Consider the following 24,050-nt stretch of genomic DNA (forward strand, 5'->3'; position numbering starts at 1 on the left):
CGGACAGGTACGGGGTTGATTGTTCGCGGAACCGAATTACTCGGCCGCGGACTCCTGCTTCTCGCGCAGCGCCTCGACCGTGCGAACGGCCTTCGAGAGCGGTGCGTTGAAGAGGTAGGCAGCTCCGAACAGCGAGGCCTTGACGGCGCCGGCAAGCTTTGCCAGCAGCACTTCACGGGACTCGAGGTCGGCGAGCTTGCCGACTTCTTCAGCGGTCAGCGGGTTACCGTCGAAGTAACCGCCCTTGACCACGAGGAGAGGGTTTGCCTTGGCGAAGTCACGAAGAGCCTTCGCGACGGTGACCGGGTCACCGTGCACGAATGCGATCGCGGACGGACCGGCGAGCTCGTCGTCGAACGACGAGATGCCGGCGTTGTTCGCCGCGATCTTGGTCAGCGTGTTCTTCACCACGGCGTAGGTTGCGTCCGCACTGATGCTCTTGCGCAGGGTCTTGAGCTGAGCAACAGTGAGGCCGCGGTACTCGGTCAGCAGAACGGCGGTCGAGCTCTGGAACTTCTCCGTGAGTTCGGCAACCGAGGCTTCCTTGTTCGCCATGGCCACTCCTTTTCGAATCTTGAATGCATGCAGCGGAGGCCGCACACACCAACCGCCGGGCCGGTGAAGGGTTCGGGCATGAAAAAAGCTCCGGCGCAAGCGCACGGAGCTGGGGAGAGGCGAGCCTCGATCAGTTCTTCATACACCTGCGCTGGACGTCTCGTCATGAGAACCTTCGACTGTCTCGTTTGCACGCGACAGTGACCGGCGGTCTTTGGTTTCGATAACCATAACACACCCCCGGCCCCGTTCCGACAGGCGTGCACCGGGCGCTCACGACCCCCCGTCCGGATGTCCGAGGCGACCGGCACCATGGAGCCATGATCCAGACGCTCGCCATCTCCGGCTACCGGTCCATCCGAGACACCGTGCTGCAGCTGCACGGCCTCGACGTCGTGACCGGCGCGAACGGCACGGGCAAGTCCAACCTCTACCGGGCACTCCGACTCCTCGCGAGTGCGGGCGACGGCGATGTCGTCGGATCCCTCGCGCGCGACGGCGGGCTCTCCTCGACGCTCTGGGCCGGCCCTGAGCACGTGAGTCGGGCCATGGTCGACGGCTCCGTCCCGGTCCAGGGCACGCGCCGCTCGGGTCCGATCAGCCTGCGACTCGGGTTCGCGACGGACACGCTGGGGTATCTCATCGACCTCGGGATCCCGCAGCCGTCCACGACGCTGTTCGGCCGCGACCCCGAGATCAAGCTGGAGCAGATCTTCGCCGGCGCACTGGCCAAACCGAGCAGCCTCCTCGTCGACCGACATGGTCCGGCGGTCCGCGTCCGCGACGGGTCGTGGCGTCCGATCGGTCGAACGCTCGGCACCTCGGAGAGCATCCTCACCGAGTTCTCGGACGCCGACGCGACGCCCGAGGTCCTCCGCGTGCGCGGCCAGGTGCGCGGCTGGCGGTTCTACGACCAGTTCCGCACCGACCGCGATGCCCCCGCACGTGCGCCGCAGGTCGGGACGAGGACGCCTGTACTCGGGCACGACGGCGCGGACCTCGCCGCCGCGGTGCAGACGATCATCGAGTCCGGCGGCCGGGATCGCCTCGACGCCGCCGTCGACGATGCGTTCCCCGGCAGCGTGCTGCGCGTGCGCGCCGACGACGGGGTGTTCCGGCTTGAGCTCGAACAGCCCGGGATGCTCCGTCCGCTCTCGGCCGGCGAGCTGTCCGACGGCACGCTCCGTTACCTCCTGCTCGTCGCGGCGCTCCTCACCCCTCGCCCGCCCGAGCTCATGGTGCTGAACGAGCCCGAGACGAGCCTGCACGGCGACCTCCTCCCCCAGCTCGCTCGGCTCATCACCGCGGCGAGCGCCGACACACAGCTCGTGGTCGTCTCCCACGCCCGCCCGCTCATCGAGGCCATGCTCGAGGCCGGCGAGGTGCACGAGCACCGGCTGGTGAAGCGACTCGGCGAGACGACCGTCGAGGATCAGGGCCTGCTGTCGACGCCGCCGTGGGCCTGGCCGTCCCGGTGAGCGTCCGGCTCCGGTGACCGCCGTCTAGGCGCGGTCGGCCTGCTTGCCCAGGTAGCGGTCCGAACCGTAGCTGAGGATGAAGAACCCGATCAGCTGGAACAGGACGAGTCCGAAGATCCGGAACACCGTGCTCTTGTCGAACTGCTTGCCGATGTGCCATCCGACGATCCAACCGAACACGATGTTCACGAGCGGGATGAAGTAGAGGATGGTCGCCGCGCCCGTGAAGCCGGCGAGCTTCACGACGACGTACCAGTTGTAGATCGGGATGATCGCGGTCCAGCCGGAGCGGCCCGACTTCTCGAACATCCCCCAGACGGAGGCGACGAACAGGGCGTAGCCGATGATGCCGCCGAAGACGTTGGCGGGGGCGTTCATGAACTCGATGGCGGCACGACCGTTGTCGTCCGCGGCGAGCAGGATGGTGTCGATCACGGTGGTGGCGCTCCTTGTCGTCATCGCGGTCGACCGACCGCCTCATCCGACGAATGTAGCGTGCGGGTCACACCCCGGACCAGCGGGGGTCCTCAGACGCTCAGACCGCCCGGGCGGTGCGTGCAGCGTGCACGAACGACCGGATGAGCTCCGGTGACTTCACCCCGCGCGAGGACTCGACCCCGCTGGACACGTCGACCCCCCAGGGGCGGAGCTCCGCGACGAGGCCCTGGACGTTCTCCGGTGTGAGACCGCCGGCGAGGATCCAGGTGCGGGTGGGTGGGTTCGCCACCAGGGCGATCGTGTCGAAGGTCTTCCCGGCTCCCGGGTCCGGTGCGTCGAGGAGCAACAGCTCCTCAGCGTAGGCGGCGCGCTCGGCGGCGTTCTCGGAGGCGTAGTGCACCGCCGAGGTCGCCCGGAGCGTCCGCCACCCCATCGCCTGCAGCTCCTGGAACGCCTCGGGTGGTTCGTCGCCGTGGAGCTGGACGGCCTGCACCCCGGCAGCGCCGGCGATCCGAGAGACCTCCTCGACGGACTGTCGCCGGAAGACGCCGACGGTCAGCACCGACTCGGGGACGCCGGCGAGCAGCGCCGCGACGCGTTCGGGCTCGACGGTCCGGGGCGACCCCGGCGCGAACACGAATCCGATCGCGTCGACTCCGGCGTCCACCGCCGCAGCGACATCGGACGCCTCGGACAGACCGCACACCTTCACCCACATGGGGACCACGCTACCCGGCCGCACGGATCACTCCGCCGTCGGGACGAGGACGTCCGGGGTGGCGACGGCGGGCAGCTCCACACGGAACACCGTCCGTCCTGGTGCGCTCTCGCACCTGACCGCGCCGTGGTGCGCGGCCACGACGGCGTGCACGATCGCGAGCCCGAGGCCGGTGCTCCCGGTGGCCCGCGAGCGGGAGTCGTCACCGCGGACGAAGCGCTCGAAGAGGTTGGGCTGCAGCGCAGGGTCGATGCCGGGGCCGTCGTCCGACACGGTCAGCACGGCGATCTCGCCCGCAGGACCGCTCTCGACCGCCAGTCCCGTCCGCACGGTCGTCCCGGCGGGCGTGTGGGTCCGGGCGTTGGCCAGCAGGTTGACGATCACCTGTTGCAGCCGGGACGCGTCCCCCGTGACGAGGACGGGCTCCTCGGGGAAATCCAGTTCGAACACGTGGTCCGGCCCGGCGACATGGGCGTCGCCGACGGTGTGGATGACGAGTTCGGTGAGGTCGACGGGTCGCTTCGCGAGTTCGCGTCCCTCGTCCAACCGCGCCAGCAGCAGCAGGTCCTCGACGATCGTGGTCATGCGACCGGCCTCGGAGCGGATCCGGCCGAGGGAGTGGGTGACGTCCTCCGGCAGCGCGTCCGACTTCCGGGCGGCGAGTTCCGAGTATCCGGCGATGGACGCCAGCGGGGTCCGGAGTTCGTGGCTCGCGTCCGAGACGAACCGGCGCACCTTGTTCTCGCTCGCCTGCCGGGCGTTCAGGGCGGAGGAGACGTGCCCGAGCATGCGGTTGATCGCCGATCCGACGCGTCCGACCTCGGTGCGCGGGTCGGTGTCCGACTCCGGTACCCGGACGGCGAGCGCCACCTCACCGCGGTCGAGGGGCAGCTCGGCGACGACCGCGGCCGTCGCGACGACCCGGTCGAGCGGGCGGAGCGAGTACCGCACGATCGCGAACGCGGCCAGCCCGGCGAGCAGCAGGACCACGACGCTCATGATCGCGATGAGGGTGACGAGCTGCATGACCGTCGACGCGACCTCGGCGAGCGGAAGCCCGATGATCCTCGTCGCGCCGCTCGCGTCGGTGACGGCGACGACGCGGTAGTCGCCGAGGTGCTCCCCGAGGTTGATGGTCGACGGTCGGTCGCCGGCCGACACCGTGAGGATCATGGCGTCCTGACTCTCGGTGCACGGGACCGTGCTGCCGTCGGCGTTGAGGTATCCGGCGTTGACGATGGTGCCGTCGACGACGATCGCACCGAGTGCGCCGGGCCCGAGGCCTGGAGCGCCGATGAAGGCGGGTGGTTCGCGCGTGCCCGAACCGCCGCCGTAGCCGTCCGGGATACCGGAGTCCGGCAGGGAATCCGGCGCGGGGAGTTGACCGTTCCGGCCGTAGTCGACGATCCGCTCGGCGGCCTTCGTGAGCTGGTTGTCGACGCCCTCGGTGAGCAGGCCGCTCACCGCCACCGCGCTCGCGACACCGACGATGGCGCTGCCCATGGCGAGGAGCCCGACGACGACGACCATCAGGCGTCGACGGAGCGTCCACGGAGCGCGCTTGGGGTGTGCGGAGCCGGTGGTCGTCGCTGCCGGGTCGGTGACGGGGGCGCTCGTGGTCACGAACCGACCGTCGGGATCTTCAACATGTAGCCGGCGCCGCGCACGGTGTGGATCATGGGCTCGCGCCCGGCGTCGATCTTCTTCCGCAGGTAGGAGATGTAGATCTCGACGACGCTCGCACGACCGCCGAAGTCGTAGCTCCACACCCGGTCGAGGATCTGGGCCTTGCTCAGCACCCGGCGCGGATTCCGCATGAGGAACCGCAGCAGCTCGAACTCGGTCGCGGTGAGTTCGATGGGCTCGCCGTCGCGCGTCACCTCGTGGCTGTCCTCGTTGAGCACGAGGTCGCCGACCACGATGTCCGGGCCGGACTCGTCCGCCGCCAGCAGGGTCGAGCGGCGGATGAGCCCGCGCAGCCGGGCGACGACCTCCTCGAGGCTGAAGGGCTTCGTCACATAGTCGTCGCCGCCGGCGGTGAGGCCGGCGATGCGGTCGTCGAGCGAGTCCTTGGCGGTGAGGAACAGCACGGGGACGTCGCTCCCCGAGGTCCGCAGGCGGTTCAGCACCTGCAGGCCGTCCAGGTCGGGCAGCATGATGTCGAGCACGATGGCGTCCGGGCGGAAGTCGCGGGCGGTCGCGAGGGCCTCGCGGCCGTCGGCGGCGGTCCGGATCTCCCAGCCCTCGTAGCGCAGGGCCATCTGCAGGAGGTCCGTGAGCGTCGCTTCGTCGTCGACGACGAGCACACGGACGGCGGTGCCGTCGGCCCGTTTGAGTGCGCTTCGCGCGGCACCGGGCGCCTGGGTCGGGATGTTCACGCATTCAGTATTCGCCTCCGCCCTATGAGCTGTCTATGAACCGACCAGACGGATGCTGTGCCCTTCCCGAGCCGGCGAAGCGCCCGCAGCGGCCTGGGCCGATTCATAGCGTCGCCGAGGCGCAGGCCAAGCGAGCGTCCGTAGCGTCCGGTCCAAGTCATCCGCGACGTGCGGATCGTCGGCGTCGCGCAACGGGGACGCCGGCACGTGCACCAGAGCAGAAGGAAACGCAGACATGTTCGGAACCTATCTCCGGCGGGAACTCGTCGGTCGTCGCAAACAGACCATCATCATCGCCATCGGGATGGCGCTCGCCATCGCCCTCGTGATCATCGTCAACTCGGTGGCAGCCGGCGTGAAGACGGCGCAGGCGTCGGTGCTGGAGTCCGTCTACGGGGTCGGAACGGACATCACCGTCAGTCAGGCCGCCGAGGCGCCGACGGAGGGCGGCGGCCCCGGCCAGAACTTCGACTTCGGCTCGGGCGACGGGTCGACGAGCGACGGCACGACGACCGTCAACCAGTCGCGGTTGGAGGCGGCGCGCGGCACCTCGACCTTCGACGCGACGGCGCTCGGCACGATCACCGACGTCGCCAACGTCGAGGCCGCCGCAGCCACCCTGTCGCTCACGAACACGACCTTCACGGGCGAGCTGCCCGACTTCTCCCAGACGCAGGGATCCGACGGGTCGGCAGGCGTGCCCGGCGGTGACGCGTCCGGTGCGACCCCGCCGCAGGGCGGTCCCGACGGCGCAGGCGGGAGCTCCTTCGGCGTCGACTCCTTCACGGTCCTCGGGCTCGACCCCTCGGGTGACGCCGTCGGGCCACTCTCGGCCGTCACTCTCAGCGACGGTCGGTCGCTCGCCGCCGACGACGCGGGCACAGACGTCGCCGTCCTCGACGCCTCCTACGCCACCGAGGCGGGGATCGGCACCGGCGACACGATCGACATCGCGGGCACCACGTTCAGCGTGGTCGGCACGGTGACCGCCTCCGGGGCCGACGCCACGACCGCGTCGAACGTCTACATCCCCCTCGACGTCGCGCAGACCCTCGCAGGCCTCGACGGCCAGGTCAGCGACGTGTACGTGCAGGCCGCCTCGTCGACCGACATCACGCAGGTGCAGACCGACATCGAGGCAGCCCTGCCGGACGCGACCGTGAGCACCCAGGAGGACCTCGCGTCCACCGTGTCCGGCTCGCTCGCCTCGGCGTCGACGCTCGTGTCGAACCTCGGCACCTGGCTCTCGATCATCGTGCTCGCCGCCGCCTTCCTCATCGCGATCCTCTTCACGATCTCCGGCGTCACGCGCCGGACCCGAGAGTTCGGCACGCTCAAGGCGATCGGCTGGAGCGACCGGCGCATCGTCGGCCAGGTCGCCGGTGAGTCCGTCGTGCAGTCGCTCATCGGCGGCGCCGTCGGTGTCGCGGTCGGCCTCGTCGGCATCCTCGTCGTGAACCTCGTCGCTCCGACGCTCAGCGCGGCGGCGACGACCTCGGCCGGTGGCGGACTCGGCGGCCCCGGCGGCGCCGCGGGCATGCCGTCGGATGCGGCGGCGGGAGCGGCCGGTGGGTTCGGCGGCGCCCCGGGCGCTGCGGCCGCGACCACCACCGACATCGTCCTCCAGGCTCCCGTGACCGCGTGGATCATCGTCATCGCCGTTGGTATCGCCATCCTCGGCGGGCTGCTCGCCGGTGCCATCGGCGGGTGGCGCGCCTCACGACTGCGCCCGGCCGAGGCGCTCCGTTCCGTCGCCTAGACGACGCACCAGACGCCGTCGGGTGGTCGTCTCCCCCGCGACCACCTGGCGGTCCCACTCCTCACTCCGACCAGCAGAACGAAGGACCCCATGTACACGATCACCGGCCTCACCAAGCAGTACCGCCAGGCGAAGCGCTCCGTCACGGCGCTCGACGGCGTCGACCTCGAGATCCCGGACGGACAGCTCGTCGCCATCCAAGGCCCGACCGGCGGCGGCAAGTCGACGCTCCTCCAGATGCTCGGCGCACTGGACCGACCGACCTCCGGCAGCATCTCCCTCGCCGGCGACGACCTCTCGACGCTCAGCGAGACGAAGCTCGGCAGGATCCGCGCCACGGAGATCGGCTTCGTGTTCCAAGGGTTCAACCTCATCCCGACGCTGACGGCTCAGGAGAACGTCGAGATGGCCCTGGTCCCGATCGGCACCCCGCGGGCCGAACGCGAAACCAGGGCTCGGGCGGCGCTCGCGTCCGTCGGACTCGCGGAGCGGGGTTCGCACCTCCCCGCCGAGCTGTCGGGCGGGCAGCAGCAGCGGGTCGCGATCGCCCGTGCGCTCGTCAAAGAGCCCGAGGTGCTGCTCGCCGACGAACCGACAGGCAACCTCGACGAGGAGACCCGCGACGAGATCATGGACCTGCTCGAGGGCCTGTGGCGGGACCGCGGGCTCACGGTCGTGGTGGTGACGCACGACACCGCGGTCGCCAAGCGCGCCGAGCGTCGTCTGCACATCGCGAACGGGAAGCTCAAGGACGTCACGACTCGGCGCTGACCGGCCCCTCCCCGGCAGGCTCGGGGAGTGGCTCCCATCCGCTCCCCGAGCCGCCCCTCCCCGGTCCCTGAGCCATCGCGCTCAGTCATTGAGCCGCCCCTCCCCGTCTCCGAGCCGCCCCTCCCGGGCCCCTGAGCCGCCCCTCCCCGTCTCCGAGCCGCCCCTCCCGGGCCCCTGAGCCACCCCTCCCCGGTCCCTGAGCCGCCCCTCCCCGGGTCCCTGATCCGCCCCTCCCCGGTCCCTGAGCCTGTCGAAGGGCCACGGGAATACCGCGCCGTCGTGATTGGTTGACACTGATCAACTACTTCTCATATAGTTGACGCATATCAACTAGCTGACGTCATCACGATCGCGGAGCCCATGTCACACACCACCTCAACACCCGCCACGCCCGCTCGCGCGGACAACGGCATGACGCATCGCCAGGTGCTCGAGGCCCTCTCCGGCCTCCTCCTCGGCATGTTCGTGTCGATCCTCGCCGGAACCGTCGTCTCGACCTCCCTCCCGCGGATCATCTCCGACCTGAACGGCGACCAGACGGCGTTCACCTGGGTCGTCACGGCCACGTTGCTCGCCACCACCGTCTCGACGCCCATCTGGGGCAAGTTCGCCGACCTCTTCAACCGCAAGCTGCTCATCCAGCTGGCCCTCGGCGTCTTCGTCCTCGGCTCGGCGCTCGCCGGCTTCTCGCAGGACACCGGAACGCTCATCGGCTTCCGCGTCCTGCAGGGCCTCGGCGCCGGTGGTCTCACGGCGCTCAGCCAGATCATCATGGCCGACATCATCAGCCCGCGTGAGCGTGGGCGGTACATGGGCCTCTTCGGCGCGGTCATGGCGGTCGGCACGGTCGGCGGCCCGCTCTTCGGCGGCCTCCTCACCGACTCGCTCGGCTGGCGCTGGAACTTCTTCGTCGGCGTCCCCTTCGCGATCGCCGCGATCTTCCTCCTGCAGCGCACGCTCCACCTCCCGAAGCGGAACGTGGGCAAGGTCAAGATCGACTACCTCGGCGCAGCCCTGATCGCCGGCGGCGTCTCGCTGCTGCTCATCTGGGTCACCCTGGCCGGGACGCAGTTCGAGTGGGCGAGCTTCACGACGCTCGTCATGGTGGGCATCTCCGTCCTCCTGCTCGCCGCGGCGGTCATCGTCGAGATCAAGGTCGACGAGCCGATCATCCCGATGTCGCTGTTCAAGAACCGCACCTTCACCCTCGCGGTCGTCGCGAGCATCTCGGTGGGTGTGGCGATGTTCGGCACCTCGGTGTTCCTCAGCCAGTACATGCAGCTGGCGCGTGGAGCGACGCCGACCGAGTCGGGCCTGCTCACGCTCCCGATGATCGGCGGCCTCCTGATCGCCTCCATCGTGGTCGGGCAGTTCATCTCCCGCTTCGGCCACTGGAAGCCGTACCTCATCGTGGGTTCGATCCTCCTCACCGTCGGCCTGTTCCTCATGAGCACGATCCACTACGACTCGAACTACCTGCTCGTCTCCGTGTACATGTTCGTCCTCGGCGCCGGTGTCGGCATGGTCATGCAGAACCTCGTGCTCGTGGTCCAGAACGACGTCCTGCCGCAGCAGCTGGGGACGGCGAGCGCGGGAGTCGCGTTCTTCCGCAGCCTCGGCGGCACGATCGGCGTCTCGGTCATGGGCTCGGTGCTCGCGACGAAGGTAACCGACATGCTCTCGGACCGGCAGGACGACCTGCAGGCGGCCATCGTCGCCCTCGGTGCTCCCGGCGCCAAGATCGCCGAGACGCTCTCGAGCGGCACGATCCCGAAGGTGAGCACGCTGCCCGAGTCGGTGCGGACCATCATCGAATCCGTCTACGGTGACGCGGTGGCCGACATCTTCCTCGTCGCCGCACCACTCGCGATCCTGACGATCATCGCCGTGATCTTCCTGCCGAACAAGAAGCTCGGTTCGAAGAACGCCGTGCAGCGCATGGCCGAGCAGGGCGCCGGGGAGCCGGCCCTCGTCGGTGCGGCCACCGGTTCCGTCACGACGGCCACCGCGTCCACGTCGACCCAGTCGTTCGCGACCGGTGCGCTCGACGTCGCCGAGGCCATGATCGGTGGCGAGGCGGACACCCGGCTCGAGCGAGGACGGGACGAGACCGCCGACAGCGGCTCGGAGGCCGAGGCGCACAGCCCCCGCCACGGCCGCTAGTCCGTACAATGCGAACGATGTCCATCGATCACGACGCCCAGGTTGGGCCGGCCGCTGCCGACGACGCAGCGGCCGGCACCGCGCACGACCTCGCGATCGGTGCCGTGGAGGAGCAGTTCGCCCTGCTCGTCAACCGCATCCGCAACGGCATCCGCGACCGCGCCGAGCGGATCTCCCCAGGACTCCAGCCGGCCGGCTACAAGCTGCTCAGCATGGTCTCGCGATCCGGAGCGATCCGCGCCGGTGCCCTGGCCGAGATGCTCGCGACGGACAAGAGCGCGGTGAGCCGCCTCATCCACCAGCTGGAGACGCTCGGCCTCGTGACGAGGACGCCGGACCCCGAGGACGGCCGTGCGAGCCTCGTGGTCGCGACCGCCGAGGGCGAGCGCCGGATGGAGTCGACACGGGCCAACGACCAGGCGATGCTCTACCAGCAGCTCTCGTCCTGGGACGAGGCCGAGGTGCGGCGGCTCGCCGAACTCCTCGCGAAGCTCAACGGCGCCCTCTGACCCGAGTCGCTCCGTCCAGTGAGCTCCTCACTCCCCTGACACCCCAACCACACCGCCCCATTCTGTTCTCCCTAACTCAGGACGCCGTCGGCGTGTCGACGCGGCCCATCGCGGGAGCCGGGCGACACGCCGGGCGCTTCCTGAGTTAGGGAGAGAACCACACGCGGGTCAGGCCGGGGCGACCGTGTCTCGCCAGCTGTGCTTCGGGTCGTACCCGAGGACCTCGCGGGCGTGGTCGATCGAGAGCAGCGTGCCGTTGCCGGCGATGTCGCCATGGACGGGGACGTCCGGGAAGACCTCGGCGACGAGCTCGACGTTGTCGCGCGACATGACCGTGTCGGCCGCGGCGATGATGAACCGGTCGAACCCCGTGGCCTGGTGCTCGAGCGCGAGCCGCACGGCCTGGGCGCCGTCACGGCCGTCGATGTAGCCCCAGAGGTTCCACTTGCGGAGGGTGGCGTCGGCGTCGAACGACGGGAACGCCGCGTAGTCGGCCTCGTCCATCACGTTGGAGAAGCGGAGGGCGATGATCTTGAGCTCGGGGTGCCACCGCGTGAGCTCGATCGCGAGCTGCTCCTCGAGGTGCTTCGACAGCGAGTACGTCGACTCGGGTCGGGCGGCGTAGGCCTCATCGACGGGGATGTAGGGCGGCGGGGTGTCGAACGGCAGCCCGAGGACGGTCTCGCTCGACGCCGTGACGATGTTCGTGATGCCGGCCTTGATGGCGGCGTTGAACACGTTGTAGGTGCTGAGGATGTTGTTCTGGAAGGTCGCCGTGTTCGTCGAGAGCCCCGGCGCGGGGATGGCGCTCAGGTGGACGACCGCGTCGAACCCGTCCGGCGCCTGCTCGTCGACACCGGTGAGGGCGTCGAACACCTGGCCCGCGTCACGCAGGTCGATGCGGACGAAGCCGTCGCCCCGCTCTCCCGCCTGGTCGAGGTTGATCACCAGGTGACCGTGCTCCCGAAGGTGGCCGACCACTGTTCGCCCGAGCTTGCCCGAGCCTCCCGTCACTGCGATTCTCATGACGCCCATCCTGGTCCATCAACCCGTGATCGCGTGGACGATTGACAACTCCCCCAGGATCGGGCGACCGAAGCGGAATGGCGGGTCGCCGGGTCGCGTTGGACGAGGTGTGAAGCTCACCCTGTACACCTCCGCGTTCTGCGCCCCCTGCATGCAGGCTCGCGCCGTCCTGGCCGAGGTCCCGGCGCTCGTGGCCGGCGCCGTCGTCGAGGAGCGCGACGTCGCCTTCCGTTCGGCGGAGGCGGAGGCCGACGACATCCGTTCCACCCCGACGGTCATCATCACGGCCGACGACGGCACCGAGGTGTTCCGCGCGACAGGTGCGCCCACGCTCAACCAGGTGCTCGTCGCGGCGGCGAAGGCGTTGTAGCCCTTCGACAAGCTCAGGGACCGGAGGAGCAGCTCAGGGACCGGAGGAGCAGCTCAGGGACCGAAGGAGCAGCTCAGGGACCGGAGGAGCAGCTCCAGGACCGCCCTTCGACAAGCTCAGGGACCGGGTTCCGAGCTCAGGGACCGGGCTACTGGGTGCTGAAGGCCGCGTCGAATGACTGCTCGGGCAGCTTCCAGAGCAGGTTCCTGATGTATCCGACGGCCTCCTCGGCTCCGTGCAGGCGGTCCATGCCGGCGTCCTCCCACTCGATGGAGATCGGCCCGGCGTAGCCGATGCTCGACAGCGCACGGAAGGCGTCCTCCCACGGCACGTCGCCGTGACCGGTCGACACGAAGTCCCAGCCGCGTCGCGGGTCGCCCCAGGGCAGGTGCGAGCCGACGATACCGGCGTGACCGGTGGCCGGCCGGATCCGCGTGTCCTTGCAGTCGACGTGGTAGATCCGGTTCGCGAACTCGACGATGAACCCGACCGGGTCGACGCCCTGCCACATCATGTGCGACGGGTCCCAGTTGAAACCGAACGCCGGGCGGTGGTCGATCGCCTCGAGGGTGCGGACACTCGTCCAGTAGTCGTACGCGATCTCGGACGGGTGCACCTCGTGCGCGAAGCGGACGCCTTCGGCGTCGAAGACGTCGAGGATCGGGTTCCAGCGGGTCGCGAAGTCCTCGTAGCCGGCGTCGATGACGGAGGCCGGCACCGGCGGGAACATCGCGGAGTACTGCCAGATCTTCGACCCGGTGAAGCCGACGACCGTGTCGACGCCGAGCTTGCGCGCGACCCGCGCGGACCGCTTCATGTCCTCGGCCGCCCGCTGGCGCACCCCCTCCGCGTCGCCGTCGCCCCACGTGTAGTCACGCACGATCGCCTGGTGGCGGAAGTCGATCGGGTCGTCGCACACGGCCTGGCCCGTGAGATGGTTCGAGATCGCGAAGACCTCCAGCCCGTGCCGGTCGAGGATGTCGAGGCGGGACTGCAGGTAGGCGTCGTCCTCATCCGCGCGCTTCAGGTCGAGGTGGTCGCCCGAGGCCGCGATCTCGAGGCCGTCGTAGCCCCAGGAGGCGGCGAGACGGGCGACCTCCTCGAAGGGGAGATCGGCCCATTGTCCGGTGAACAGCGTCACCGGGAGGCGGCTCGCATACCGTTTGTCGGAGGTCTCGGTCATGCGGTGATCCTCTGCTCGTCGTCGGTGGAGGTGCCGACCGCTTGCCAGCTGCCGGTTCCGGCCGCGTCCAGGACGGCCTCGGTGATACGCGCGGTGCGGAGTCCGTCGGCGAAGACGGGTAGGCCGTCCGGCGACTGTCCGGCCATCGCCGCGTAGCTGTCGGCCACGAACGCGTTGAAGGCGTCCTGATAGCCCATCGGGTGCCCGGATGGGACGATGGACAGGCGTGCGGCGTCCGGATGCAGCTGGTCGGCATCGCGAGGCAGCACCTGCGTCCCCGACCGACGTCCGAGCCACAGCGTCTCGGGCGCTTCCTGATCGAAGCCGATGCTGAGTTCCGTCCCGGCGACCTCGAGGTGCAGCCGGTTCTTCCGACCGGGCGCGACCTGCGAGACGAGCAGCGTGCCGATGGCGCCGCCCTCGAGCCGGATGACGACCGCGGCCGCGTCTTCGGTCGTGACCTCCGGGGTGTTCGCGCGTTCGGCGAAGAAGGTGCGGACCGTCGAACTCAGCTCGGTGATGCGCGCGCCGGTGATGAACTCCAGGAGGTCGACGAGGTGCGAACCGATGTCGGCGAAGGCGCGCGAACGACCGCCGGCCGCCGAGTCGACCCGCCAGTTGTCGTCTGCCTGCGCGAGCAACCAGTCCTGGAGGTACGACCCGCTGATCGTGAGCAGGGTTCCCAGGTCACCGGCGGCGACACGCGCGCGGGCCTCCCGGACGAGCGGGTGGAAGCGGTACACGAACGGCACCGTGCCGACGACACCGGCCGCGGCTGCGGCGGTGACGAGACGCTCGGCGGTCGCGGCGTCGGTCGCGAGGGGTTTCTCGCAGACGACGTGCTTGCCCGCCGCGATGGCCGCGAGGGCCTGCTCGGCGTGGAGCGCGTTCGGCGTGCAGACGTGCACCACATCGACCGAGTGGTCGACCAGCAGCTCGTCGAGCGAGCCGTACCCGCGCTCGAACCCGAGGTTCGCGGCGACCTCCCGCGAGCGTTCGGGCGTCGAGGCGACGACACCGACCAGCCTGGCCCCCGCCGCCCGGGCCGCCCGGCTGTGGACGGTGGCCATGAAGCCACCGCCCACCACCGCGATACCGGGACCGGCCACGGTCATGCTCCGAAGGTGCCGTCCGCCGGCGTCCACGACTCGGGCAGCGCGGGAGCGAGCTCCACGGTGCTGACGACGTCGACCGAGGTGCGGCTCAGGCCCGACTCGGCCGTCGAGACCATCACGTCGAGCACGTGGTAGGCGAGTTCTCCGGAGGCGCGCTCGGGGCGACCGGCGCGGATCGCCTGGGCGAGCTCGACCACTCCGGTTCCGCGGCCCTGCGTCGGACCGGTCGACGGGATCGACTCGGGCTCCTCGCCGCCGCCGTAGACGAGCAGGTCGCCCTCGAAGGTGTTCGGGTCGGGGACGACGAGCGTGCCGGTCGAGCCGGCGACCTCGAACTGCGTGCGGCCGAGCTTGGAGTCGAAGCTGAAGACGCTCTGCGCGAGCTGGCCGCTCTCGAACTCGAAGAGGGCGCTCACGTGCGTCGGCACCGTCACGTCGAACGACTGACCGGCGCGCGGGCCGGATCCGATCGTCCGCTGCGGGAAGGCCTGCGAGGCCAGCGCGGTGACGCGGGCGATCGGACCGAACAGCTGCACGAGCGCCGTGATGTAGTAGGGGCCGATGTCGAAGAGCGGACCGGCGCCGTCCTGGAACAGGAAGTCGGGGTTCGGGTGCCATGACTCCGGGCCGGGGCTCTGCATGAGGGTCAGCGCGGTGAGGGGCTGGCCGATGCCACCGGCCTCCACGAGTCGCCGGGCGGACTGGATGCCGGCGCCGAGGAAGGTGTCGGGGGCTGTGGCGACACGGAGCCCCTTCTCGCTCGCGGCGGCCAGCAGGGCCTGCCCGCTCTCACGGTCGAGCGCGAAGGGCTTCTCACTCCACACGTGCTTGCCGGCGTCGAGGATCTGCATGGCGACCTCGACGTGGACCTTCGGGATGGTCAGGTTGACGACGATCTCGATCTCGGGGTCGGCCAGGAGTTCGGCGACGGAGCCGTGGCCGGGCACCCCGTATTTCTCGGCCTGCGTCTTCGCCCGCTCGAGGTCGAGGTCCGCGACGAACCGGACGTCGAGGTCGGGGAAGGTGACCAGGTTGCTGAGGTACTGGTCGCTGATGACGCCGGCGCCGATGAGCCCGACACCGACCGTTCCGGTGCTGTTGCTCATGCCTGGACTCCGTTCGTGGTGAGGTACGTGAAGCTCTGCTCGAGCCCCTGGAAGATGTCGCCGTCGAACGCGTCGAACTCGACGACACGCAGGGCCTGCGGTGCCGCGGCGAGGATGTCGAGCACCGGGACGACCCCGGCACCCGCGGGCAGCTGCTTCAGCGTGTCGCGGGAGGCGTCGCCGTCCTTGACGTGGATGAAGCGCACGCGATCACCGATCGCACCGAGGACGTCGACCGCGCGGCGTCCGCCGACTTCGACCCAGTAGGTGTCGACCTCGAACACGACGGCGGGGTCGGTCAGTGCGGCGAGGTGCTCGAGCGGGCTGGTGCCCGCCACGTCGCCCTCGAGCTCCCACCAGTGGTTGTGGTAGCCCACCTGGACCCCGTGACCGGCGGCGACCGCCGCCGCGGCGTTCAGCTCGTCGGCGATCGATGCGACCGTCTCGGCCGTGGCGAAGCGCTCTTCGGCGATGGCGGGATCGATGAGGACCTCCACGCCCTGCTCAGCCGCCGCGCCGAAAGCCGCCGACAGGTCGATGTCGTCGGCGATGACCTTGCCGTGCGCGCTCGGGGTGGCGAGGCCGGCATCGTGGATGTCCTGCAGGCTGACGCCGGGACCGAAGCCGAACGGCTCGGCCTGGCGGAAACCGATCTCGGTCAGGCGCTGCAGCGCTGCGGCACGATCCGCGGTGAGCGGCTCCCGTACCGAGTAGAGCTGGACAGAGAGTTGGGAAGTCGACACGATGCTCCTCAATGATGATGGTGTCAGGCAGCCGCTGCTGCGAGATCCAGGGTAACCACACTTCTGTCGGTGGTCAAACAAAAGTCGTCCACCGCTCGCCGCTCCCCGGCGACGAATACCGCAGGAGTCGGAAGCGTGGGGGACAATGGAGAGGTGAACTCAGCTCTGCTCTCCCGGATCGTCGCTGACTCCAGCGACCGCATCTCGTGGTTGCGGGCTCGTTCGCGCGGAATCACCGCGACCGACGTCGCCACCCTCTCGACCCCGGCCTCGATCCAGCGGGCGGCCGACGCGAAGCTCGGTGGGACGGGCTTCTCCGGCAACGCCTTCACCGACCACGGACGCGCCCGCGAGCCGGAGATCGCCCGGTGGGTCGCCGCGACGCACGGGATCAACCCCTCGTCGGCGCTCTTCCGGGCCGAGGTCGAACACCGTCACCTCGCCACCCCGGACGGCATCGCCGTGACCGAGCGCGGGGCCGTCGTGCTCGCGGAGATCAAGACCACGACGAAGTCCTGGCGCTCGATCCCCCGCAACTACCTGCGTCAGGTGTGGTGGCAGCAGTACGTGATCGGCGCGGAGCGGACGCTCGTGGTCTGGGAGGAGCACAAGGACTTCGTCCCCATCGACGACGAACCGCTCTGTCGGTGGGTCGAGCGGGACGACGCCGAGATCGCGAAGCTGGTCGGCCTCGCGAACGCACTCATCGACGAGCTGTACCACCGCACCAATCCAGCCGCCCGGCGCCCGGTCCTCCCGGAGCCCGCGCCCGGCACTCGGCCGCTCCGGGAACCCCTGTTGAGCCTCGACTTCTGACGACAAGTCGACAGAAGTCGACCGAGGTGGTTGACTGTCGCCATGACCGAGCCGCAACGCCCCTCCCCCGGAGCACCGGGCGCCGGCGACCTCTTCCAACTCTTCCGCGGCGGTGAGGCACGCACGAAGGCGGAGTTGTGCGCCCTGACCGGTCTGGCCCGCTCCACCGTCTCCCTCCGCATCGACGCCCTCGTGGCCGCGGACCTGCTCCGTCCCGCCGGAGAAGCGGCGTCCTCGGGCGGCCGACCGCCCGCCCGGATCGCGTTCAACCCGCTCGCGCGCGTCGTCGTCGCCGTCGACCTCGGGGCGACACACGGGACGGTGGCCGTCACCGACCTGGCCGGGGCGATCCTCACGACGAGCCGCGCGGAGCTGCAGATCGCCGCAGGACCGGAGCCCGTCCTCGACTGGGTGGTCGAAGCGGCGTCGGCTCTGCTGGACGCTCCGCACACCTGGGCCACACCCCAGCCGCTCGCTCCCCCGGTCATCGGGATCGGGATCGGCCTCCCGGGACCGGTCGAGCACTCCACGGGACGGCCCACCAACCCGCCGATCATGCCGGGTTGGGACCGGTTCGACGTCCCCGCCTACATCCGACGGACCATCGACGTCCCGGTCCTCGTCGACAACGACGTCAACGTCCTCGCCCTCGGGGAGCACGCGATCTCCTGGCCTGACACCGACGACCTCGTCTACGTGAAGGTCTCCACGGGTATCGGCGCCGGCATCATCGCGGGTGGTGAGCTGCAGCGGGGAGCACTCGGGGCGGCGGGCGACATCGGACACGTCCAGGTTCCGGTCGGCCGCGACTCACCGCGCCCCGCGGACGACGAGCGCGACCTCGAGGCCATCGCGAGTGGACCGGCGATCGCGACCGAACTCCGCGCCCACGGGATCCACGCCGTCAGCAGTCGCGACGTCGCAGCGCTCATCCGTGCGGGTGACCGAAAGGCCATCGAGACCACCCGGCAGGCCGGCCGGGAGATCGGCGAGGTGCTCAGTGTGGTCGTCAACCTGCTGAACCCGACGGTCATCGTGCTCGGCGGGACGATGACCCGGGCGGGCGGACATCTCCTCACCGGCGTCCGCGAGGTGGTCTACCGTCGGTCGATGCCGCTCGCCACCGGGCACCTCGGTATCGTCACCTCGACGGCTGGCGAGGAGGCCGGGGTGTTGGGAGCGGCGATCATGGTGCTGCGCGACGCTCTGTCCGCACCGGCGATCGACGCGATGACTCAGCCCCGGGCGCTCGACGCCGCATCGACCTGACGCGCGTCCCCCACTGCGGATCCGGGGCGTCCGACGTCGTCCGTCTTCCCGATGGCGAGTACCTCGGCCAGGCCGTACCCGACGAGCCAGAGCAGGGCGATGGTCATCGCGGCGAACTCCAACCAACTGCCGACCTGCTGCCCGACCTCGGCGAGCGAGAGCAGGCCGCCGAGACCCGCGATCACCGCGACGGCGGACCCGGCGAACCAGGACAGCCGCCGGACGGCGCGCAGCCGCGATCCGAGGGCCGACCCGATCATCGCCAGGCAGGCGAGCGCGAAGCCCAGCACCGCGAAGGAGATGTGCACCGCATCCTGGAGCGTGAACAGCGGATTCGACGGGATCGGGCACTCGTACGTGCAGGTCACCCGTGACGCCACGAGGAAGCACAGGCTCGACAGTCCGACGAGCAGCCAGGGGACGAGCGGCAGTCCCACCCTCGTGCGGCGCTGACCGGGCTCGCGGGACGGGACGACTCGCTGCAGCGCTACGGCGATGCTGAGACCACCGACCGCGACCATGAGCAGCGCCGTGTTGAAGACCGGAGCCGTCACCTCGCCGGTGGCACCGAGGCCGCTCACATAGCTGTTCTTACCGAGGCTGAGGCGCGCGGCCCAGATCATGGCCGTGGCGACCACGACGAGCACGCCACCGATGGTCGCGAACCCGAGGGCGACGGATCGGCGCCGACGTGCGGCCGACGGGCGAGGGATCCGCTGGCCTGATACGGTCCCCGTCATCCGCGGATGAGCCTCGTCCGACTCAACGCGATGACGGCACAGCCCATCAGGCCGATGAACCCGGCGATGGCGATCATGTACACGATGACGGCCCCGACCCCGCCGGGTTGCGCCGGGTTGAGGAACGGGTAGGGGTACCAGCCCACGATCGGTCCGCGGATCATCGTGTAGACGGTCCAGACGAGCGGGAACACGATGATCGCCCACACCTGACGCCATTCCAGCCGCGACTTGCCGGGCGTCACGATCCACACGAGCACCAGGTAGATCGGGGCGATGAGATGCAACACCTCGTTCGACCAGGCGAGGGTGTGCCCTTGGTCGAGCTTGATACCGCGGAGCAGCAGGTTGTAGACGACACCGGTGGTGGCCATGTAGGTCACTGCACAGCCGAGGACCAGGTTGTACCAGGCCGGGTCACGCCGCACCCGGAAGCAGAACCAGGCTCCGATCAACAGCACGATCGCACTCAGGGCGTTCGACAGGATCGTGAAGTAGCTGAAGAAGTTGACGAGGAAGTCCTCGGGGGCGTCATCGAACGACAGCGTGTAGACCAGCTGTCCCACGATGGCTGCGATGATCACGCCACCTGCGACGATCCTGATGACTCCGAACAGTGCTCGCATTGCGCCACTGTATCGGAAGCACACGCCCTTCGGTCGGAGGTGGGACCGGGCCGCCGTGTCCCCCGAAGAGAGGGAATCGTTTCCAGCCAATTGACACCCCCGTAACAGCGCCGACTCATTCGACGGCTTTGATGAGAGCAGAGCCGGACCACGCACCGGAGCGAGACTCGTCGCCGAGCCGACCTCCGCCGGGTGGAGCTTTCGGGGGATGAACGACGAAGGAGTACTCGATGCGTCAAGGAGCCGGACACTCCTGGTCACTGGTGACAACCGCGGACGCGGTGAAGCCGGCACCGGAGACCATGCGAGCCGCGGTCATCGACGCCGTCGGCAGCCCCGAGGTCCTCCGGATGGAGACCGTACCGACACCGCGTCCGGTCATGGCGGAGTTCCTCGTGAAGGTCGTCGCGGCCGGCGTGAACCCGGTCGATGCGAAGACCCGCGCGGGCCGGGGCGTCTCCACCGCCATCACGGCGATGCCCGCCGTCCTCGGGTACGACTTCAGCGGCATCGTGGTCGAGTCACCGTTCGCGGCCGCCGGTCTCCTGCCCGGCGACGAGGTCTACGGCATGACCAGCTTCCCGCGGACGGGCGGCAGCTACGCCGAGTACGTCGCGGTGTCCTCCCTGAGCCTGACGCGGAAGCCGACGACCCTGTCACACGTCGAGGCCGCCGGGGTCCCCCTCGCCGCGCTGACCGCGTGGGGCATGGTCGTCGACGTCGCGAAGGCCCACGAGGGGCAGCGCATCCTCATCCACGCCGGGAGCGGCGGCGTCGGTCACTTCGCCGTGCAGTTCGCCAGCTACTTCGGCGCGCGGGTGATCGCCACCGGCTCCGGTCGGAACGTCGGTTGGCTGCGTGAACTCGGCGCCCATCAGGCGGTGGACCACGAGTCGCACCGGTTCGAGGACGTCGTCGACCAGGTCGACGTCGTGATCGACCTCGTCGGCAACACCGTGGAGGACACGGGGTCGCGTTCCCTGCGAGTCCTCCGCCCCGGCGGGCTCATCATCAACGCGCCGACCGGATCCTGGCCGACGCTCGAGGATGAGGCCCGGGCCGCGGGCGTCCGCGCGACGCGGTTCACCGTCGCACCCGACGGCGCCACACTCGACACCATCAGTCGGCTGCTGGAGTCCGGGGACGTCCGGGTGTTCGTCGACCAGGTGTTCGACCTCGACGCCGTCCGGCAGGCCCACGTGCTCCTCGAAGGCGGTCACTCACGCGGCAAGATCGTGCTCAAGGTCGCCGACGGCTGAATCCGCTCAGCCCTTCGACAAGCTCAGGGACCGGAGGACCGCCCTTCGACAAGCTCAGGGACCGGAGGACCGACCTGCTCCATGACGAAGTCGTCGTGCCGTTCGGGTCCGACGAGGAACGTCTTCGTCCCGACGACCGTGAACCCGCTCTTGCCGTAGAACCGGATCGCCCTGGCGTTCTGTTGGTTCACCCCGAGCCACACCGACGTGACGCCTCGGGACCGGGCGTCGTCGAGGGTCGCCTCCATGAGTGTGCGCGCTCCGCCGGCACCGTGGCTCGCGGGGAGCACGTACAGCTTGCTGAGTTCCACCGTCGGGCGGTGCGTGACCGCGGCGAACACGTCGGGGTCGACCGGATCACCGAAGACGAGCATCGTGTAGCCGATGGCCGTGCTGTCATCGTCGTCGACCAGGAGCCGGAGCGCGCGTCCGGGGTCGGCCAGGTACCCGGCGAACCGGTCGGGGGTGAAGTGCTCGGCGATGAACGCGTCGATGTGCTGCTGCGCGGTGCCGGGCGGGCAGGCGAGGGCGAAGGTCGCTGCGGCGAGCGTGGCGAGGGTGGCGGCGTCATCGGCCGTGGCGGTGCGGGTGGAGACCATTCCTGCATCGTACGACGCCACCCCGGCGTACGACGAAGGCCCGGTCGCGTGACGCGACCGGGCCTTCGTGCTGGTGAGACTAGATGGAGTTGACGTCCAGCGGGATGCCGGGGCCGAACGTGGTCGACACGGCGCCCTTCTGGATGTAACGGCCCTTCGAGGAGGACGGCTTGAGGCGGAGGATCTCCTCGAGCGCGGTGTTGATGTTCTCCTCGAGCTGCGATGCGTCGAACGAGGCCTTGCCGACGACGAAGTGCACGTTGGAGTGCTTGTCGACGCGGAACTCGATCTTGCCGCCCTTGATGTCGGACACGGCCTTGGCCACGTCCGGCGTCACGGTGCCGGTCTTGGGGTTCGGCATGAGGCCACGGGGACCGAGGACCTTACCGAGGCGACCGACCTTACCCATGAGCTCCGGGGTGGAGACCGCGGAGTCGAACGAGGTGTAGCCCTCGGCGACCTTCGCGATGAGCTCGTCGCCGCCGACCTCGTCAGCACCGGCCGCGATCGCGGCCTCTGCTGCCGGGCCCGTCGCGAAGACGATGACGCGGGCGGTCTTGCCAGTGCCGTGCGGGAGGATGACCGTGCCGCGGACCATCTGGTCAGCCTTGCGCGGGTCGACACCGAGCTTGAGGGCGACCTCGACGGTGCTGTTGAACTTGGCGGAACCGGTCTCCTTGGCGAGGGCGACGGCCTCGTTCGGGGTGTAGAACTTGTCAGCCTCGATCTTCTCGACTGCGGCCCGGTAGGCCTTCGACTTCTGTGCCATGTGCGTTCTCCTATGAGAAATGTGGTCATCTGCGCCTGGCCGGCGCTGCCACGAGTGAAAAAGAAAGGTGCGAGGGTGTGGCCTGGACGGCTCACCCCGTGCGGTTCGGAAGGACTAGCCCTCGACCGTGATGCCCATGGAGCGGGCGGTGCCGGCGATGATCTTCGCGGCTGCGTCGATGTCGTTCGAGTTCAGGTCGGGAGCCTTCTGCTCGGCGATCTGACGGACCTGCTCCTTGGTGAGCTTCGCGACCTTGACGGTGTGCGGGGTACCGGAGCCCTTGGCGACGCCGGCGGCCTTCTTGATGAGCTCCGCTGCGGGCGGGGTCTTCAGGATGAAGGTGAACGAACGGTCCTCGTAGACGGTGATCTCGACGGGGATGACGTTGCCGCGCTGCGACTCGGTGGCCGCGTTGTACGCCTTGCAGAACTCCATGATGTTGACGCCGTGCTGACCAAGGGCGGGGCCGATGGGGGGAGCAGGGTTTGCGGCGCCGGCCTGGATCTGCAGCTTGATGAGACCCGTGACCTTCTTCTTCGGTGCCATGTTTCTTCCTTCTTCTGGGGTTCGAACGCCATCGGATGATGTGCGCTCTCCCGCGCGCCCGTCGGGCGGCGGTGGACTGTGGAGCCGTGTGGCTTAGAGCTTGGTGACCTGGTCGAAGCTGAGCTCGACCGGCGTCTCGCGCTCGAAGAGGGAGACGAGCACCGTGAGCTTGCCGCTCTCGGGCTTGATCTCGCTGATGGAGCCGGGGAGACCCGCGAACGAGCCTTCCTTGATCGTGATGGTCTCGCCGATCTCGAAGTCGACCTCGGCGGGGATGACCCGCTGCTGCGTGGCGCTGCCCTTGGTGCCGGAGCCCTTGACGGGCGCGGTCTCCTTGACCTCGACGAGCGACTTCAACATGTTGAAGGACTCTTCGAAGCGGAGCGGCGTGGGGTTGTGCGCGTTGCCGACGAAGCCGGTGACGCCAGGCGTGTGGCGGACGACCGACCAGCTGTCCTCGTTGAGGTCCATGCGGACGAGCACGTAGCCGGGGATGCGGACGCGGGTGACCATCTTGCGCTGGCCGTTCTTGATCTCGACCACGTCTTCCATGGGGACCTCGACCTGGTAGATGTAGTCCGCGACCTCGAGCGTCGACTTGCGCTGCTCGATGTTGGCCTTCACCTTGCGCTCGAAACCGGCGTAGGAGTGGATGACGTACCACTTGCCGGGCAGGAAGCGGAGTTCCTTGCGGAACGCGTCGTAGGGGTCCTCCTCGGACTCCTCGGCGGGCTCGGCGTCGGTGGGGTCCGCTTCTTCTTCGGCGATGGCCTCTGCTGCGGCTTCGACCTCGGCTGCCTCGTCGAGCTCGAGGGCGTCGTCGACGACGGCGTCGGCTTCGGGGTCGACGGCCTCGGCCATCGCGTCGAGCACGGCGTCGAGGTCGACCTCGGTGTCGCCGGTCTCCTCGACGTGGACGGCGTTGTGCTCAGCGGGGTCGACGGAGTGCTCGTCGGCCGAGAGCACGTTGCCCTCCTGGGCCTCGTCGTCCTCCGAGGACTGCTCGGCAGCGGTTGCCCAGTCGACGTCGTTCGAGTTTCGCTCAGACACTGATTTCCATTCCGTTTCTGTTGTGCGCATCGTGGGTGATCCCCGACCGCGGCGCCAGATCCTG

Annotated in this window: 25 protein-coding genes; 9 read left to right on the forward strand and 16 right to left on the reverse strand. The window is 69.4% G+C overall.

What is annotated here, in order from left to right:
* Window positions 1–36: 36 nt before the first annotated feature.
* Window positions 37–555 carry a 50S ribosomal protein L10 gene (rplJ, locus tag B9Y95_RS14475; protein ID WP_056014121.1) on the reverse strand — a complete coding sequence of 173 codons (519 nt, stop codon included), beginning with the start codon at window positions 553–555 and terminating at the stop codon, window positions 37–39.
* Between the two features lie 320 nt (window positions 556–875).
* Between rplJ and B9Y95_RS14480 the strand changes: the two genes are divergently transcribed.
* Entirely contained in the window at window positions 876–2,033 is a 1,158-nt protein-coding gene (locus B9Y95_RS14480) for an AAA family ATPase (protein ID WP_085512765.1), read from the forward strand.
* 24 nt (window positions 2,034–2,057) lie between these two features.
* On the opposite strand, the gene B9Y95_RS14485 is transcribed toward B9Y95_RS14480, so the two are convergent.
* From B9Y95_RS14485 to B9Y95_RS14500, 4 genes are all read right to left on the reverse strand, one after another.
* A complete protein-coding gene (locus B9Y95_RS14485) occupies window positions 2,058–2,468 on the reverse strand; it encodes a DUF5684 domain-containing protein (RefSeq protein ID WP_079706722.1) in 411 nt (136 codons plus the stop codon).
* A gap of 100 nt (window positions 2,469–2,568) precedes the next feature.
* Complete coding sequence (locus tag B9Y95_RS14490; protein WP_085512767.1) at window positions 2,569–3,189, reverse strand: phosphoribosylanthranilate isomerase; 621 nt, start codon at window positions 3,187–3,189, stop codon at window positions 2,569–2,571.
* 27 nt (window positions 3,190–3,216) lie between these two features.
* A complete protein-coding gene (locus B9Y95_RS14495) occupies window positions 3,217–4,812 on the reverse strand; it encodes a sensor histidine kinase (RefSeq protein WP_085512770.1) in 1,596 nt (531 codons plus the stop codon).
* Complete coding sequence (locus B9Y95_RS14500) at window positions 4,809–5,567, reverse strand: response regulator transcription factor (RefSeq protein ID WP_123539744.1); 759 nt, start codon at window positions 5,565–5,567, stop codon at window positions 4,809–4,811. Before B9Y95_RS14500 ends, B9Y95_RS14495 begins: the two co-directional genes overlap by 4 nt.
* Window positions 5,568–5,802: 235 nt before the next feature.
* Between B9Y95_RS14500 and B9Y95_RS14505 the strand changes: the two genes are divergently transcribed.
* From B9Y95_RS14505 to B9Y95_RS14525, 4 genes are all read left to right on the forward strand, one after another.
* Window positions 5,803–7,326, forward strand: coding sequence for an ABC transporter permease (locus B9Y95_RS14505; RefSeq protein ID WP_085512772.1), 1,524 nt, complete (start codon window positions 5,803–5,805; stop codon window positions 7,324–7,326).
* Window positions 7,327–7,416: 90 nt separating this feature from the next.
* Window positions 7,417–8,097 carry an ABC transporter ATP-binding protein gene (locus B9Y95_RS14510; RefSeq protein ID WP_085512775.1) on the forward strand — a complete coding sequence of 227 codons (681 nt, stop codon included), beginning with the start codon at window positions 7,417–7,419 and terminating at the stop codon, window positions 8,095–8,097.
* A gap of 360 nt (window positions 8,098–8,457) precedes the next feature.
* Entirely contained in the window at window positions 8,458–10,260 is a 1,803-nt protein-coding gene (locus B9Y95_RS14520) for an MDR family MFS transporter (protein ID WP_412458826.1), read from the forward strand.
* 17 nt (window positions 10,261–10,277) lie between these two features.
* On the forward strand, window positions 10,278–10,769 hold the full coding sequence (locus tag B9Y95_RS14525) for a MarR family winged helix-turn-helix transcriptional regulator (RefSeq protein WP_123539745.1): 492 nt from the start codon (window positions 10,278–10,280) through the stop codon (window positions 10,767–10,769).
* Between the two features lie 168 nt (window positions 10,770–10,937).
* Here the strand turns inward: B9Y95_RS14525 and B9Y95_RS14530 are convergent, their stop codons facing one another.
* Window positions 10,938–11,795, reverse strand: a complete 858-nt coding sequence (locus tag B9Y95_RS14530) for an NAD-dependent epimerase/dehydratase family protein (RefSeq protein WP_085512782.1) — start codon at window positions 11,793–11,795, stop codon at window positions 10,938–10,940.
* 109 nt (window positions 11,796–11,904) lie between these two features.
* Between B9Y95_RS14530 and B9Y95_RS14535 the strand changes: the two genes are divergently transcribed.
* Complete coding sequence (locus B9Y95_RS14535) at window positions 11,905–12,165, forward strand: thioredoxin domain-containing protein (protein WP_200811423.1); 261 nt, start codon at window positions 11,905–11,907, stop codon at window positions 12,163–12,165.
* A gap of 148 nt (window positions 12,166–12,313) precedes the next feature.
* On the opposite strand, the gene B9Y95_RS14540 is transcribed toward B9Y95_RS14535, so the two are convergent.
* From B9Y95_RS14540 to B9Y95_RS14555, 4 genes are read right to left on the reverse strand one after another with little or no spacing between them, the layout of a single operon-like run.
* Window positions 12,314–13,348, reverse strand: coding sequence for a sugar phosphate isomerase/epimerase family protein (locus tag B9Y95_RS14540; protein WP_085512784.1), 1,035 nt, complete (start codon window positions 13,346–13,348; stop codon window positions 12,314–12,316).
* Window positions 13,345–14,463, reverse strand: coding sequence for a Gfo/Idh/MocA family protein (locus tag B9Y95_RS14545; RefSeq protein ID WP_085512935.1), 1,119 nt, complete (start codon window positions 14,461–14,463; stop codon window positions 13,345–13,347). Before B9Y95_RS14545 ends, B9Y95_RS14540 begins: the two co-directional genes overlap by 4 nt.
* Window positions 14,460–15,569 carry a Gfo/Idh/MocA family protein gene (locus B9Y95_RS14550; protein WP_085512786.1) on the reverse strand — a complete coding sequence of 370 codons (1,110 nt, stop codon included), beginning with the start codon at window positions 15,567–15,569 and terminating at the stop codon, window positions 14,460–14,462. The genes B9Y95_RS14545 and B9Y95_RS14550 overlap by 4 nt, the downstream gene beginning before the upstream one ends.
* On the reverse strand, window positions 15,566–16,312 hold the full coding sequence (locus B9Y95_RS14555; RefSeq protein ID WP_085512788.1) for a sugar phosphate isomerase/epimerase family protein: 747 nt from the start codon (window positions 16,310–16,312) through the stop codon (window positions 15,566–15,568). Before B9Y95_RS14555 ends, B9Y95_RS14550 begins: the two co-directional genes overlap by 4 nt.
* 153 nt (window positions 16,313–16,465) lie before the next feature.
* On the opposite strand from B9Y95_RS14555, the gene B9Y95_RS14560 reads away from it, so the two are divergent.
* Window positions 16,466–17,128: a YqaJ viral recombinase family protein gene (locus B9Y95_RS14560; protein WP_085512790.1), complete on the forward strand. Its 663-nt coding sequence runs from the start codon at window positions 16,466–16,468 to the stop codon at window positions 17,126–17,128.
* A 42-nt stretch (window positions 17,129–17,170) separates the two neighbouring features.
* Window positions 17,171–18,397 (forward strand): ROK family transcriptional regulator, encoded by a 1,227-nt coding sequence (locus B9Y95_RS14565; protein WP_085512792.1) that lies wholly within the window; start codon window positions 17,171–17,173, stop codon window positions 18,395–18,397.
* Here B9Y95_RS14565 and B9Y95_RS14570 read toward each other — a convergent pair.
* Window positions 18,364–19,137 carry a DUF998 domain-containing protein gene (locus tag B9Y95_RS14570; RefSeq protein ID WP_159453421.1) on the reverse strand — a complete coding sequence of 258 codons (774 nt, stop codon included), beginning with the start codon at window positions 19,135–19,137 and terminating at the stop codon, window positions 18,364–18,366. The two genes, B9Y95_RS14565 and B9Y95_RS14570, sit on opposite strands and share 34 nt — an antisense overlap.
* Window positions 19,134–19,763 carry a Pr6Pr family membrane protein gene (locus tag B9Y95_RS20720; protein WP_159453422.1) on the reverse strand — a complete coding sequence of 210 codons (630 nt, stop codon included), beginning with the start codon at window positions 19,761–19,763 and terminating at the stop codon, window positions 19,134–19,136. The genes B9Y95_RS14570 and B9Y95_RS20720 overlap by 4 nt, the downstream gene beginning before the upstream one ends.
* 230 nt (window positions 19,764–19,993) lie before the next feature.
* Here B9Y95_RS20720 and B9Y95_RS14575 point away from each other — a divergent pair, with 230 nt between their 5' ends.
* On the forward strand, window positions 19,994–21,022 hold the full coding sequence (locus B9Y95_RS14575; protein WP_412458827.1) for an NADP-dependent oxidoreductase: 1,029 nt from the start codon (window positions 19,994–19,996) through the stop codon (window positions 21,020–21,022).
* Window positions 21,023–21,045: 23 nt separating this feature from the next.
* Here B9Y95_RS14575 and B9Y95_RS14580 read toward each other — a convergent pair whose 3' ends face one another.
* From B9Y95_RS14580 to nusG, 4 genes are all read right to left on the reverse strand, one after another.
* On the reverse strand, window positions 21,046–21,621 hold the full coding sequence (locus B9Y95_RS14580; RefSeq protein WP_085512796.1) for a GNAT family N-acetyltransferase: 576 nt from the start codon (window positions 21,619–21,621) through the stop codon (window positions 21,046–21,048).
* A 79-nt stretch (window positions 21,622–21,700) separates the two neighbouring features.
* A complete protein-coding gene (rplA, locus tag B9Y95_RS14585; protein ID WP_085512798.1) occupies window positions 21,701–22,390 on the reverse strand; it encodes a 50S ribosomal protein L1 in 690 nt (229 codons plus the stop codon).
* Between the two features lie 114 nt (window positions 22,391–22,504).
* On the reverse strand, window positions 22,505–22,936 hold the full coding sequence (gene rplK / locus B9Y95_RS14590) for a 50S ribosomal protein L11 (RefSeq protein WP_056014074.1): 432 nt from the start codon (window positions 22,934–22,936) through the stop codon (window positions 22,505–22,507).
* Between the two features lie 93 nt (window positions 22,937–23,029).
* Window positions 23,030–23,986, reverse strand: a complete 957-nt coding sequence (nusG, locus tag B9Y95_RS14595; protein ID WP_064294553.1) for a transcription termination/antitermination protein NusG — start codon at window positions 23,984–23,986, stop codon at window positions 23,030–23,032.
* Between the last annotated feature and the right edge of the window lie 64 nt (window positions 23,987–24,050).

This window comes from Plantibacter flavus, assembly GCF_900177615.1.
Classification (GTDB): domain Bacteria; phylum Actinomycetota; class Actinomycetes; order Actinomycetales; family Microbacteriaceae; genus Plantibacter; species Plantibacter flavus.